Origin of the sequence: Streptomyces venezuelae, assembly GCF_008642355.1 — a bacterium.
Taxonomy (GTDB): domain Bacteria; phylum Actinomycetota; class Actinomycetes; order Streptomycetales; family Streptomycetaceae; genus Streptomyces; species Streptomyces venezuelae_B.
The window spans coordinates 5,872,473-5,885,551 of record NZ_CP029193.1; the positions used below are offsets into that span (position 1 = coordinate 5,872,473).

Annotated in this window: 14 protein-coding genes; 7 read left to right on the forward strand and 7 right to left on the reverse strand. The window is 71.1% G+C overall.

Features of this window, described 5'->3' with window-relative positions; all coding sequences use genetic code 11:
• Positions 1-60: 60 nt before the first annotated feature.
• Positions 61-645: a TetR/AcrR family transcriptional regulator gene (locus tag DEJ47_RS27245; protein ID WP_150172553.1), complete on the forward strand. Its 585-nt coding sequence runs from the start codon at positions 61-63 to the stop codon at positions 643-645.
• 60 nt (positions 646-705) lie between these two features.
• Here DEJ47_RS27245 and DEJ47_RS27250 read toward each other — a convergent pair whose 3' ends face one another.
• Both DEJ47_RS27250 and DEJ47_RS27255 read right to left on the reverse strand, forming a co-directional pair.
• Positions 706-1,056, reverse strand: coding sequence for a hypothetical protein (locus tag DEJ47_RS27250; protein ID WP_150172555.1), 351 nt, complete (start codon positions 1,054-1,056; stop codon positions 706-708).
• Between the two features lie 95 nt (positions 1,057-1,151).
• A complete protein-coding gene (locus DEJ47_RS27255; RefSeq protein ID WP_223828525.1) occupies positions 1,152-2,312 on the reverse strand; it encodes a PucR family transcriptional regulator in 1,161 nt (386 codons plus the stop codon).
• A gap of 201 nt (positions 2,313-2,513) precedes the next feature.
• Here DEJ47_RS27255 and DEJ47_RS27260 point away from each other — a divergent pair, with 201 nt between their 5' ends.
• A complete protein-coding gene (locus DEJ47_RS27260) occupies positions 2,514-3,440 on the forward strand; it encodes a proline dehydrogenase family protein (RefSeq protein ID WP_150172559.1) in 927 nt (308 codons plus the stop codon).
• A 40-nt stretch (positions 3,441-3,480) separates the two neighbouring features.
• Positions 3,481-5,121: an L-glutamate gamma-semialdehyde dehydrogenase gene (pruA, locus tag DEJ47_RS27265; protein WP_150172561.1), complete on the forward strand. Its 1,641-nt coding sequence runs from the start codon at positions 3,481-3,483 to the stop codon at positions 5,119-5,121.
• A gap of 117 nt (positions 5,122-5,238) precedes the next feature.
• Here the strand turns inward: pruA and bla are convergent, their stop codons facing one another.
• Both bla and DEJ47_RS27275 read right to left on the reverse strand, forming a co-directional pair.
• Positions 5,239-6,153 (reverse strand): class A beta-lactamase, encoded by a 915-nt coding sequence (bla, locus tag DEJ47_RS27270; RefSeq protein WP_150172563.1) that lies wholly within the window; start codon positions 6,151-6,153, stop codon positions 5,239-5,241.
• Positions 6,150-6,533 (reverse strand): MerR family transcriptional regulator, encoded by a 384-nt coding sequence (locus tag DEJ47_RS27275; protein WP_150175899.1) that lies wholly within the window; start codon positions 6,531-6,533, stop codon positions 6,150-6,152. The genes bla and DEJ47_RS27275 overlap by 4 nt, the downstream gene beginning before the upstream one ends.
• Before the next feature lie 81 nt (positions 6,534-6,614).
• Between DEJ47_RS27275 and DEJ47_RS27280 the strand changes: the two genes are divergently transcribed.
• Positions 6,615-7,733, forward strand: coding sequence for an alkene reductase (locus DEJ47_RS27280; RefSeq protein ID WP_150172565.1), 1,119 nt, complete (start codon positions 6,615-6,617; stop codon positions 7,731-7,733).
• On the opposite strand, the gene DEJ47_RS27285 is transcribed toward DEJ47_RS27280, so the two are convergent.
• A complete protein-coding gene (locus DEJ47_RS27285) occupies positions 7,712-8,419 on the reverse strand; it encodes a nitroreductase family protein (protein ID WP_150172568.1) in 708 nt (235 codons plus the stop codon). The genes DEJ47_RS27280 and DEJ47_RS27285 overlap by 22 nt on opposite strands.
• Positions 8,420-8,504: 85 nt before the next feature.
• Here DEJ47_RS27285 and DEJ47_RS27290 point away from each other — a divergent pair, with 85 nt between their 5' ends.
• Positions 8,505-9,074, forward strand: a complete 570-nt coding sequence (locus tag DEJ47_RS27290; RefSeq protein WP_398338292.1) for a GNAT family N-acetyltransferase — start codon at positions 8,505-8,507, stop codon at positions 9,072-9,074.
• A gap of 6 nt (positions 9,075-9,080) precedes the next feature.
• Here DEJ47_RS27290 and DEJ47_RS27295 read toward each other — a convergent pair whose 3' ends face one another.
• Positions 9,081-10,082 carry an NADP-dependent oxidoreductase gene (locus DEJ47_RS27295; protein ID WP_150172572.1) on the reverse strand — a complete coding sequence of 334 codons (1,002 nt, stop codon included), beginning with the start codon at positions 10,080-10,082 and terminating at the stop codon, positions 9,081-9,083.
• Between the two features lie 98 nt (positions 10,083-10,180).
• Here DEJ47_RS27295 and DEJ47_RS27300 point away from each other — a divergent pair, with 98 nt between their 5' ends.
• The gene (locus tag DEJ47_RS27300; RefSeq protein ID WP_190415587.1) at positions 10,181-11,089 is read left to right on the forward strand and encodes a LysR family transcriptional regulator; all 909 of its coding nucleotides are present in this window, start codon (positions 10,181-10,183) and stop codon (positions 11,087-11,089) included.
• Between the two features lie 208 nt (positions 11,090-11,297).
• Positions 11,298-11,426 carry a hypothetical protein gene (locus tag DEJ47_RS37440; RefSeq protein WP_263398816.1) on the forward strand — a complete coding sequence of 43 codons (129 nt, stop codon included), beginning with the start codon at positions 11,298-11,300 and terminating at the stop codon, positions 11,424-11,426.
• An 11-nt stretch (positions 11,427-11,437) separates the two neighbouring features.
• On the opposite strand, the gene DEJ47_RS27305 is transcribed toward DEJ47_RS37440, so the two are convergent.
• Positions 11,438-13,030, reverse strand: a complete 1,593-nt coding sequence (locus DEJ47_RS27305) for a purple acid phosphatase family protein (protein ID WP_150172576.1) — start codon at positions 13,028-13,030, stop codon at positions 11,438-11,440.
• Positions 13,031-13,079 lie beyond the last annotated feature (49 nt).

The window sequence follows — 13,079 nt, forward strand, 5'->3', positions numbered from 1 at the left end:
TACGGTCGTATAGGACGTTTGTGTGGGACGTCTGTATGGGATCGGGCTAGGGTGCCTCGCATGGGACACCGTGAAGATCTGCTCGAAGGCGCGAAACGCTGTCTGCTGGCGAAGGGGTTCGTGCGTACGACGGCCCGCGACATCGTGAAGGAGTCGGGCACGAACCTCGGGTCCATCGGCTACCACTACGGGTCCAAGGACGCGCTGCTCGCGGAGGCGTACATCGCGCTGGTCGAGCCGTTGGGGACCGACTTCGAGGGGGCGCGGGACGGGGCTGCCGCCGAGGCGGGCGGCTTGGAGCGCTTCCAGCGGGTGTGGGGCAACGTCATCCGGTCGGTTCCCGAGATGCGTCCGATCTGGATGATGACGCTGGAAGTGATCACGCAGGGCGAACGCCTCGCGGGCATCCGGGAGTTGCTGATCGCGGCGCAGAAGGAGGGGACGGCGGGGATGGCGGCGCTGTTCACCGGCATCGAGGAGAGCGAGCTCCCCGAGGACCTGGTGGAGAGCGAGGGCCGTTTCTACACCACGCTCCTCAACGGCCTGATGGTGCAGTGGCTCTTCGACCCGGACTCGGCGACGACCGCCGAGCAACTCACCGAGGGGCTGCGGCGCGTGATGGAGCGGGTCGCGGAGACCGACTGAGGCGGGCCGGAGACGGCTGAGGCCGGCCCGCGGTGCGGACCGGCCTCGGGGCTGTGGTGGTTACGACCACTTGATGCAGGCGGCGGGGATCCAGCCCCGCTTCTTGCCGAACTCGCTGCCGTACAGCCACTTGGTGCTGGTCTTGCCGCACTTCTTGTACTTCTGGCCCGTGTAGAAGTGGCCGTCGTTGCAGAGACTGCCCTTCTTGCCCTTGTTCCACTGGCTGACGGCGGTGGCGTTCACCTTCTTGGAGGTGCGCACCTTGACCGCTTCCTTGGCGGGGACGTTGACGATCTGCCGGGAGCAGTCGGGCTTCGACGCGGCGACGGCGGTGCCGCTCGTGACGGCGGTGCCGCCGACGAGGGCCAGGGCGGAGAAGGCGACCGCGGGGGCCAACAGCCTGAACTTCATGAGATGTGGGTTCTCCGGGGTGGAGGGATGGATCTTCGGACGCGGAGAACCGTATCGCCCCACGATCATGAGCATGGCGGTCCGTTGCGCGACTCTTACAGTCGTGACGACTTCAGGACCATGTGCAGCAGCAGCCGGTCCTCGCCCTCGTCCAGGTCGAGTCCCGTGAGCTGTTCCACGCGGGACAGGCGGTAGTAGAGGGTCTGGCGGTGGATGCCCAACTCGGCGGCCGCGCGGCCCGCCTGGCCCGCGCAGTCGAGGAACACCTCGGCGGTGCGGGCGAGTTCGCGGTGGGCGGGGCCGAGCAGCTCCGTGCCCACGGGGTCGTGCGCCGCCTCCGGGGGCAGGGCGGTCAACAGGCGGTAGGGGCCCACGTCCGACCACTGCGCCACCGGGCCGAAGCGCCGCTCCGCCAGCGCCGCGCGCGCCGCCCCCGACGCCTCCCACCACGCCGCGCCCAGGTCCTCCAGGCCGTGCCGGGCCCCCGCGACGCCGGCCGCCGCGCCCGGCGCCGCGTCGAGCAGCCGCGACGCCGCCGTGTGCGCGGGCGCCGGCGCGTCGGCCGAGCGCAGCCGCACCAGCGCCGCGAGGGACTGCGCGGTCGTGCCCCACGGCACCGTGCACACGGCCGCCGCGCCCGGCACCGTGCGCGCCGCCGGGGCGTCGTCCGGGTCCGCCGAACGCCAGGGTGCCACGCACACCACGGCGTGCAGGCCCTCGCCGCGCGAGCCGAGCGCCGTGCGCAGCGCGGCCACCGCCATGTCGCGCTGCCAGCCGCGCTCGGCCGTCAGGACCGCACGGAACTCCCGGGTCAGGTCGGCCCCGGCCTGCGCCTCGTCGGCGAGCAGTGCGCCGATCCGGTGCGCCACCTCCATCGCGGCGGTCAGCTGCTGGTCGCTGGGGCCCGGGTCGCCGTCGAGCAGCCACACGTATCCGAGGGCGAACCCCCGATGGCGTACGGGAAGGCAGATGCGGCCGCGGTGGACGCCCGCCTCCGGGGTGGGCGGGATGCGGACCGGGGCCGTGGCGCGGGTGATGCCGAAGCTCTCGAACCAGGAGCGGACCTCGGCCGTGGAGCGCCGGGTCAGGATCGACCGGGTCCTGACCGGGTCGAGGACGGTCGCGTCGAAGCCGCTGTCGCCCCCGCCGTCGTGCGCGCCGAAGGCGATCAGCTCGAAATCCCGGTTCTCCAGGGTCGCGGGAGCGCCGAGCAGTGTCGAGATCTCGTCGACCAGTTCTTGGTAATCGCCCTTCATGGCCCCATTCTCGCGCGCCTCTGGACATTCTTCATACATTTGTCTGAGATCCAGGGCACGAACGCGTGACAGCTGTCGATGGCCCACGTTCGGGTGGATCCTTAAATTTCACGGTGGTTCTCCGTGCCGTACCACCGCATTCCCTTCACGTAGGGCTATGTCGGTATGGCCCCCGATTTCGTACACCCGTGGAGGTGCCCCGTGCTGGGTCCCGTGATCCTCGCCGCGTCGCGCAGCGACAAGATGCGCCGTTTTGTATCGGCGGCCCCCGGCACCAAGCAGGTCGTGGCGCGGTTCATCGCCGGTGAGGGTGTCGACCAGGTCGTCCCGATCGTCGCGGACGCCGCCGACAAGGGCCTCGAGGTCACCCTCGACGTGGTGGGCGAGGACATCACCACCGTCGAGCAGTCCCACGCCGCCCGCGACGCGTACCTGGAGCTCATCGAGCGCCTGAAGGACCTCGGGCTCGGCACCAAGGCCGAGATGTCCGTGAAGCTCTCGATGTTCGGCCAGGCGCTGGAGGGCGGCCACGAGCTCGCCCTCGCCAACGTGCGCCCCGTCGTCGAGGCCGCCGCCGCGATCGGCACCACGGTCACCCTGGACGCCGAGGACCACACCACCCTCGACTCGATGTTCGCCATCCACGACGAGCTGCGGAAGGACTTTCCGCAGACCGGCTGCGTCATCCAGTCCTACCTGTTCCGCACCGAGGACGACGCCCGCCGCCTCGCCGCGAACGGCAGCCGCGTCCGCATCGTGAAGGGCGCCTACAAGGAGCCCGCCGAGGTCGCGTACCAGGACAAGGCGGAGATCGACAAGGCGTACGTGCGGATCATGCGCATCCTCATGGAGGGTGACGGGTACCCGATGATCGGGTCCCACGACCCGCGCCTGATCTCCATCGCGCAGGAGCTCGCGCGGCGCGCGGGGCGCAAACTGGACGAGTACGAATTCCAGATGCTCTACGGCATCCGCAGCGACGAGCACCTGCGGCTCGCCGCCGAGGGCCACCGCATGCGGGTGTACACCGCCTACGGCACCGACTGGTACGGCTACTTCATGCGCCGTCTCGCGGAGAAGCCGGCGAACCTCCTCTTCTTCGGCCGCTCCATCCTCACCAAGGGCTGAGCTCCCTTCCCCCGACCCCCCTTAAGGAGATACGGAACTCATGGACGCTGTGACCCAGGTCCCCGCGCCGGTCAACGAGCCGGTGCACGGCTACGCCCCCGGTTCCCCGGAGCGTGCCCGCCTCGAGACCAAGCTCAAGGAGCTCGCCGAGAACCCCATCGAGCTGCCGATGACCATCGGCGGCGAGAAGCGTCTCGGTGGCGGCGAGCCCTTCCAGGTCGTGCAGCCGCACAACCACCAGGCCGTCATCGGCACCGGCCGCGGCGCCACCCAGCAGGACGCCCAGGACGCGATCGACGCCGCCCTGGCCGCCGCCCCCGCGTGGCGCGCGATGTCCTTCGACGACCGCGCCGCGATCATCCTGCGCGCCGCCGAGCTGCTCTCCACCACGTGGCGCGAGACCCTGGCCGCCTCCACGATGCTCGGCCAGTCGAAGACCGCCCAGCAGGCCGAGATCGACACGCCCTGCGAGCTCGTCGACTTCTGGCGCTTCAACGTGAAGTACGCCCGTGACCTGCTCGCCGAGCAGCCCCCGGCCAACGCGACCGGCGTCTGGAACCGCCTGGACCACCGCCCGCTCGAGGGCTTCGTCTACGCGATCACGCCGTTCAACTTCACGGCCATCGCGGGCAACCTGCCGACCGCCCCCGCCCTGATGGGCAACGTGGTCGTGTGGAAGCCGTCCCCGACGCAGACGCACGCCGCCGTGCTGCTCATGCAGCTCCTGGAGGAGGCGGGCCTGCCCAAGGGCGTCATCAACCTCGTCACCGGTGACGGCATCGCCGTCTCGGAGGTCGCCCTCCACCACCGCGACCTGGCCGGCATCCACTTCACCGGCTCGACCCCGACCTTCCAGCACCTGTGGAAGACGGTCGGCGAGAACATCGCGAAGTACCGCACGTACCCGCGTCTCGTCGGCGAGACCGGCGGCAAGGACTTCGTCGTCGCCCACCCGAGCGCCGACCGCGCGATCCTGAAGACCGCGCTGACCCGCGGCGCCTTCGAGTACCAGGGCCAGAAGTGCTCCGCGACCTCGCGCGCCTACATCCCGGCCTCCATCTGGAACGACGGTTTCAAGGAGGAGTTCGCGGCCGAGGTCGACGGCATCAAGATGGGTGACGTCACCGACCTGTCGAACTTCATCGGCGCCGTCATCGACGACCGCGCGTTCGCCAAGAACAAGGCGGCCATCGACCGCGCCAAGTCCGACGACACCTGCACGATCGTCGCCGGCGGCACGTACGACGACTCGGTCGGCTACTTCGTGCGCCCGACCGTCGTCGAGTGCTCGGACCCGGCCAACGAGGTCTTCACGACCGAGTACTTCGGTCCGTTCCTCGCCGTGCACGTGTACGACGACAGCAAGGCCGACGCGTACGACGCGATGCTGACCCAGATGGAGTCGGTCTCCGACTACGCGCTCACCGGCTCGGTCATCGCGAACGACCGCGCCGCCGCCGCGCACACGATGGAGAAGCTCCGCTACGCCGCGGGCAACTTCTACATCAACGACAAGTCGACCGGCGCCGTCGTCGGCCAGCAGCCCTTCGGCGGCGGCCGCGCCTCCGGCACCAACGACAAGGCCGGTGCCCCGCAGAACCTGCAGCGGTGGACGCTGACCCGCGCCATCAAGGAGACGCTGGTCCCGCCGACCGAGTACGGCTACCCGCACATGGGCTGACGCCCTCCCGGCGGACCAGGGCCTGTGTCCCGGCGGTCCGCCCCCTGAACCCCGCCTCCGATCTGGGCCCCACCCCGGTCGGAGGCGGTGTCATGTCCAGGGTCAGATGAGGTCAGGTCAGGTCAGGGCGTCGACGGCGATGCGGGTGATGTCCTCCGCGATGCGGTCCTCGCCGGGCGTGTCCGGGTCGAGGCGGGTCGTGTACACGGAGACGACCAGCGGCGCCTGCTTCGGCGGCCAGGCCACGGCGACGTCGTTGACCCCTCCGTATGCGGGCGATCCCGTCTTGTCGCCGACCCGCCAGCCCTCCGGGAGCCCGGCCCTGATCCGCTTGTCACCGGTGGTGTTCTCCACGAGCCAGCGGATCAACTGGCCGCGGTCGAGCGGGTGGAGGGCCTTGCCGAGGACGAGCTCGCGCAGGTTCGCGGTCATCGCCGCCGGGGTCGTCGTGTCGCGCCGGTCGCCGGGGATGTTGGTGTTGAGGTCGGTCTCCCACCGGTCGAGCCGGGTGCGGGAGTCGCCGAGCGAGCGGGCGAACTCGGTGACACCGGCGGGCCCGCCGATGCGCCGCATCAGCAGATTGGCCGCGGAGTTGTCGCTGTAGGTGATGGTGGCGTCGCACAACTCCCGTACAGTCATGCCCGTTTCGAGGTGCATCTCGGTGCGCGGCGAGTACGTGACGAGGTCGTCGCGCCCGTATCTGATGAGTACGTCGAGCAGTCCGGGTTCCTGTTCGCGTGCCCGGCGCAGGATCGCCGCGGCCGCGAGGACCTTGAACGTCGAGGCGATGGCGAAGCGTTCGTCGGCGCGGTAGGCGACGACGGCGCCCGTGCCCGTGTGCAGGGCGTGGACGCCTATGCGGCCCGGATAGCTCTCCTCCAGGGCGCGCAGGCGGTGCGCGGCGTCGGACGGGGTCGCGGGGGCGGCGGAGGCGGCGGGAGCCGTGGCGCTCGCGGTGCCGGGGACCGAGAGGAGCACGGGGGCGGCGGCCGCGGTGCCGAGGACGGTGCGGCGGGAGGCGGATGACGTCATGATCCAGACGGTACCGGCAGCGGGTTCCGCGACGCCGCCGTGATCACCTCGTCCAGGACGTCGCGGGCCCGCAGCAACTCCGCGACCTGCCGGTCGATCCTGGCCCGCTCCTGCGCCAACTCCTCCACGAGCCACGGCGTCGCGGTCTCCGACGGGCCGCCGTCCTTGTCCCGCATGCACGGCAGGAGTTGGACGATCTTCGCGCTGCACAGGCCCGCCGCGAACAGCTCCTGGATGTGGACGACGCGGTCCACCGCGGACTCCGGGTAGTCGCGGTGACCGCCCGGGGTGCGGTCCGCGTACAGCAGGCCCTGCTCCTCGTAGTAGCGCAGGGACCGCTCGCTCACCGCGGTACGCTTCGCCAGCTCACCGATCCGCACGCCGTGCTCCTTCGTACTTGGGTCCCGCATGTGACTACCGGACTTGAATCTCACACCGGTGTCAGCTTCTACCGTTCCGGCATGACGAACACCGCGCTTCTCTCGCCCTATTCCGCAGGCCCCCTCGGCCTCCTCCGCAACCGCATGGTGATGGCCCCCATGACCCGCGCACGGGCCGCGGAGGACGGCACCCCGCTGCCGGTCGTCGCCGACCACTACGCCCAGCGTGCGGGCGCCGGGCTCATCGTCACCGAGGGCATCTGGCCCAGCAGCCGCGGCCAGAGCGGCTGGCGCTACCCCGGGCTGCAGACCGCCGCCCACGTCGAGGGGTGGCGGCGCGTCACCGACGCCGTGCACGCCGCGGGCGGCCGCATCTACGCGCAGCTCATGCACGGCGGCCGCAACGGCCACCCGCTGGCCCGTATCGACGGGGACCTGCCGCTCGCGCCGTCGGCCGTCACGCCGCCCGGCCACGCGCACGGCCCCGACGGCACCAAGCCCGACTACGTCGCCCCGCGCGAGATGACCCGCGACGACATCCGCACGGCGGTCCAGGACTTCGTGGACGCCGCCCGCAACGCCGTCACGGCCGGCTTCGACGGGGTCGAACTGCACGGTGCCAACAGCTACTTGATTCACCAGTTCCTCGCCGACAACACCAACCTCCGCGACGACGAGTACGGACGCGGCTCGGTCGCCGACCGCATCCGCTTCGCCGTCGAGGTGGTCCGCGCCGTCGCCGACGCCATCGGCGCCGAACGGCTCGGGCTGCGGCTCTCGCCGGGCAACCCGCAGTTCGGCATGGCGGAGGCCGACCCCGGGCCCGTCTACCGCGCGCTGCTCGACGAGATCGACGGACTCGGCCTCGCCTACCTCCACCTCACCGACAACGACCGCTACCCGGCCCTTGCCGACCTGCGGCCCCGCTGGCACGGCCTCCTGATCGGAAACGTCGGTGAGAACGGCGACCCGACGACGCGGGAGGCGGGCGAGGCCGTGCTCGCGGCCGGCCTCGCCGACCTCGTGTCGTACGGGCGCGGGTTCATCTCCAACCCCGACCTGCCGGAACGGTTCGCCGCGGGAGCGCCCCTCCAGGAGATCGACGCGGCCCACCTGTACACGCACGGCGCGGAGGGCTACACCGACTACCCGGCCCTGACGGACCTGCTGGTCTCCGCTCAGACCTCCACGAGCACCTGATCCAGCGACTTCCGTACGAGGTCGGGGACCCGGCAGTCCGCCGCTGGATACCCCACCGGGATCACCGCGAACGCCTTCTCGTTCTCCGGGCGGCCGAGCACCTCCCGCAGGAACCGCATCGGGCTCGGCGTGTGGATCAGCGCGGCGAGGCCCGACAGGTGCAGGGCGGACAGCAGCATCCCCACCGCGATGCCGACCGACTCGTCCACGTAGTAATGCTTGTGCTTGGTGCCGTCCTCGCCCAGCCAGTACCGCTGCTGGAAGACGACGATCAGGGCGGGCGCGTCCGTCAGGTGCGGCTTCACCTCGTCCGTGCCGAGGGGGCGCAGGGCCGCGAGCCACTCCTCGCCGAGCCGGCCGTCGTACGAGATCTGCTCCTCGTGCTCCGCCGCCTCGCGGATGCGGCGGCGGACCTCCGGGTCCTGGACGAGGACGAACGTCCACGGCTGCTGGTGCGCGCCGGACGGCGCGGTCGCCGCGCACGCGATGGCGTCGCGCACGACCTGCTCGGGCACGGGGTCCGGCGCGAACTGCCGCACGGTGCGGCGCTCCTGCATCCGCTCCCTCAACTCGGCCGCGTGCGCCAGGGATTCGGCGGCGGGCATACGGTCCGGGCGGTAGGGGACGGAGCTGTAGGGCTCGCCGTGGATGGGGGTCCACTCTCGCTGCTGCTCGGTGTGAGACATGCTCCGATTCTGCGGTGGGAGACCGTGTCCGCGCCATGGTGCAGACCAATTCGGGATCACCTCCCGGCCGTCCGGGCACGCCCAAATCGGGGTGCGTACGCCGCCGCGGCCTGCGTACCGTAGGGATGTGAACACCCTGCGCAGAGCCCACACCAGTGATCTGACGGCGGCCGAACTCCGGGACGCGCGCGCCCTGATGGACGTCGCCTTCGACGACGACTTCAGCGACCACGACTGGGAGCACGGACTCGGCGGCGTCCACGCCCTCATCCACGACGAGTCCGGAGCGCTGCTCGCCCACGGCGCCGTGGTGCAGCGGCGCGTCCTGCACGACGGCCGCTCCCTGCGGATCGGTTACGTCGAGGCCGTCGCCGTCCGCCCCGACCGGCAGCGGCGAGGTCTCGGCGGACAGATCATGGGCGCCCTGGAACAGGTCATCGACGCCGCGTACGAACTCGGCGCGCTGTCCGCGTCCGACGACGGCGCACGGCTCTATCTCTCGCGCGGCTGGCAGGAGTGGAAGGGCGCGGTCGGCACGCTCGGACCGACGGGCGTGATCCACATGCCCGACGAGGAGCCCCCACTGCTCTGGGGCGCGGACCTCGACCCGACGCACGAACTCCTCATCGACTGGCGCGACGGGGACGTGTACTAGCGGCGGCTACAGGCCGCCCCCCGCGCGGACGATCATCTTTCCGCGGTTCTCGCCGCGCAGCATTCCGAGGAACGCGTCCACGATCGCGTCGAACCCGTCGACCACCGTCTCGTCGAGACCGACCCGCCCGCTCCGCAGGTGCGGCACCACGAATTCGTACAGCTCCTCCTGCAGCGCGTAGTGGTCACGGACGAGGAAGCCCTCCATGCGGAGGCTCTTCTCGACGATGTCGGGGAGGTTGCGCAGCGCGTAGGGCGCGCCTGTCGCGTTGTACTGGGCGATCGTGCCGACCCGTACGATCCGTCCGCGCTCGCGCAGGGAGGAGATCGCGGCCTCCAGGTGCTCGCCGCCCACGTTGTCGACGTACACGTCGATGCCGTCGGGCGCCGCCTTCGCGAGGAGGTCGGCTGCCGGGCCCGTGTGGTAGTCGAAGACCTCGTCGTAGCCGACGTGTTCGGTGAGGTACGCCGCCTTCGCCGCCGTGCCCGCGCTGCCCACCATGCGTCCCGCGCCCATGAGCCGGGCGAGGCGCCCCGTCGCCGTGCCGACCCCGCCGGCTGCGGCGGAGACGAACAGGTCCTGGCCCGCGCGGAGTTCGGCGATGCGGGTGAGGCCGACGTAGGCGGTGAGCCCTGTGCCGCCGAGGATGCTCAGGTGCGCGGAGAGGGGGACGCCGTCGAGGCGGGGGAGGACGCGCACCTCGTCCGGGGTGACCACGGCGTGCGTGCGCCAGCCCTGGCGGTGGGCGACGATGTCGCCCTCGGCGAGGGCGGGGTCGCGGGACTCGACGACGCGGCCGATGGTGCGGCCCTCCAGCGGGGCGTGGAGCGCGAAGTCGCCGTCCATCATTTCGCGGTGGTACGGGTCGACGGACCAGTAGAGGCCTTCGACCAGGGCGGTACCGGGCGTGGGCCGGGGGAGTGGGGACTCCACGAAGGCGAAGTGGTCGGCGGTGGGGAAGCCGTGGGGGCGGGACGTCTGGTGCACGGTGAGCGCGGTGTCGGTCATGTCCGTGACCGTAGGCAGGAATGCGGCGGCCGGGGAGCGGGTTGCGTTCATGGAACGGCCCGGACCATGAAGGGCCCTCATAGAAGCAGGTGAGGCCGGTGTCCCGGACGACGACACCTGCGGATCTCGCGCCCCACGAGCTCCGCGTCCTGGTCGCGGTCGACAGGGAACGCGGGTTCTCCGCCGCCGCGCAGGCCCTCGGCCTGACCCAGTCCGCTGTCTCGCACTCCATCCGCGGCACGGAGCGCAAGGTCGGCGCCGTGCTCTTCGAGCGCGGCAGGAAGGGCGCGACGCCCACTCCGGCCGGGACCGCCGCGGCCGCGCACGCCCGGCGCGTGCTGCGACTCCTCGACACCCTGGTCGCGGAGGCGCGCGGGGCCGCCCGGGGCGACGGGGGTGTGGAGGGGAGTGCCGCAGAGGGGACGCTGCGCATCGCCGCGTTCCGCAGCGCCGCCCTGCATCTGCTGCCCGCCGCCCTGGAGCGCCTGGCCGTGAGCCATCCCGGGCTCCGGCCGGAGGTGCGGGTGGTGCGCGAACTGGGCGCGGGCACGGCGGGCGAGGTCGTCGAGGGGCGCGCCGACGTGGGGATCGCGACGCTCGGAGGCACCTCGCCGGTGCCGGCCGGACTCATCGGCCACGTACTCCTCGAAGAGCCCTACTCGCTGGTGCACCCGGCGGGCCACCCCGACCCGCGCTCGCTGCCGCTGGTCGACTGGCACGAGAACTGCGGCTCGTACACACGGGAGTGGTGGCGTCGGCAGGACTGGATTCCCTCGGCGACCGTCCTGACCGAGGACGACGGAGCGGTGCTCTCGATGGTGAGCAGCGGTCACGGTATGGCGATCATGCCCGCCCTCTCCCTCACCGGAGCACCGGACACCGTCGAGATCACCGATCTCGGAAGGGAGCGCCCGACCCGCTCCGTGGGCTACGTCACCACCCCTGAACTGGCGTTTTCGGTAGCCGTGCGCGCCCTGATCCGCGAGCTCAGGGCGGCATGCGCGTGAAGCCCGTCTCAGATAGTAGGAAGTCCGAGTAATCGTGGAGACACACGCTCCGTTCTCCCTTAGCTTGGAAGAAGCCGAACGTCTCGCTCGATCAAGCGAATGGCGGTCGTGAGCCGGAGCCGCGCGCAGGCGAACCCTGCCGCTCCGTAGCTCCCCGCCCCCCGGCGTCTCGAACGAAAACACCCTTCCCTCAAGGAGTGGATCCCCCATGGCCGAGACGACCGCCCGCCGAGTCCGTCACACCTCCCGCACCAGCGACGCCGAGCGCAGGAACGCCGCCGCCGCCCTCCAGCGAGCCCTCGACCGCCGGGACAACGGCGGCGAGACGGGCCACTGAGTTCGCCTGGCTCATCGCGTCCCGCGCACGACCTCGAAGTGGTCGACGCGTTCGCCGGTCCCGGCGAGCGCGGAGACCGAGAGCCTGGGGTGCGCCCCGGCCGTGACCTCCACCGCGAGGAACGAGAAGCCGGTGTAGCGCACCCGTGACCAGTCCACCTTGTCCGGGTCGGCGTGATGTGACGACGTCCAGTGGAAGGTCGCGATGCTCTCGTGATCGTGGACGTTGCTTTCGTAGCTGTCCCGCACGCCCGGACCGAAGCCGTACAGGTCCTTGCCCGCGCCGCCCGCGGTGACGTACACGATGCCGTCGCGCGTCGGATCGGTCGACGCGCCGACCGGCACGGGCTTGCCGACCTCGCCGTTCCTGATGGCGTCCGTGCGTTCGTACACGTGGTTGTGGCCGTTCACGACCAGGTCCACCTGGTGCCTGGTGAACAGCTCCAGCCACGCGTCGCGCACTCCGCCGTCGGAGGCGTGCGTCGACGTCGAGTACACGCAGTGGTGGAAGAAGACCACCACGAAGTCGACGGTCTCGTCCGCGCGCAGTTCGCGCAGGCGCCGCTCGAGCCAGGCGGTCTGCTTCCCGTCCGTGTACCCCCTGTTGGCGGGGATCTCGTACGAGACGTCGTTGGCGTCGAGTGCGACGACGCCGACGTTCCCGTACCGGAAGGAGTAGACGCCCGGCGCGTTCTGCGGGTCGAAGCCGTTCTCCGGGAGCGACCAGCGGGCGCGCTGCCCGCCGTACCCGTTCGGCGAGTACCACGCCTCCATGTCGTGGTTGCCGGTGGTCACCATCCACGGCACCGACTTGGCGACGGACTCCGTCTGCGCGAGAAAGGTGTCCCACACGCGCGCGTCGTAGGTGTCCGTCTCCTTGCCGTGCCCGGTCGTGTCCGCGTAACAGATGTCGCCCGCGTGCAGGTGGAACGACGGGTTCTGGCCCAGGATCACCTGGTCGTTGGCGAGTGCGTGGTAGCTGACGCCCTGGTCGCCGAAGGCCGTGAAGACGAACTTCTCCGGGCGCGCGGGCGCGGTCCTGAACGAGCCGACGGTCGCCATCCGCTCGGGCGACGCAGGGTCGAAGCCGTCGTGGCCGACGCCGTAGTAGTACGTGGTGCCCGGCCGCAGGCCGTCGAGCGCCGCGTGCACGTAGTACTGCTCGACCGCGGGGAGCTTCTTCGACAGCGACGGGGTGTGCAGGTCGCGCACCTCCGCCTCGATCTTCCGGTCGAGCTCCCAGGGCTTCGTCCCCACGCGTACGTAAGGGGACGTGACGGCGAGCGGCACCTGCCAGGAGATCCGCATCTGCGTCTTCGGGTCGGCGCCGAAGGCGAGGTGACGGCCGAAGGGGGCCACGTACCGGCCGTCGACGCGCGCGGGGACTTTCGCCGCGCTCGCGGCGTGCCCCGGTGACGTGCCGGAGCCGTCGGCGGTCCCCGAACTGCCGGTCAGCAGGCCCACCCCGCCCACCGCCCCCGCCGTCGCGAACGAGCGGGCGAGGACCTTGCGGCGGGAGAACTTCGCGCGCAGGTACTCGTGCTGTTCGGGCATGCTCATCCGCGCCGCGAGCCGTTCCGGGATGCCGACATCGGGAGTGTCCATGGCAGGGAATTTCCCAGCGGGCCCCGACTCCAGCCCTACGCCCGGGTGA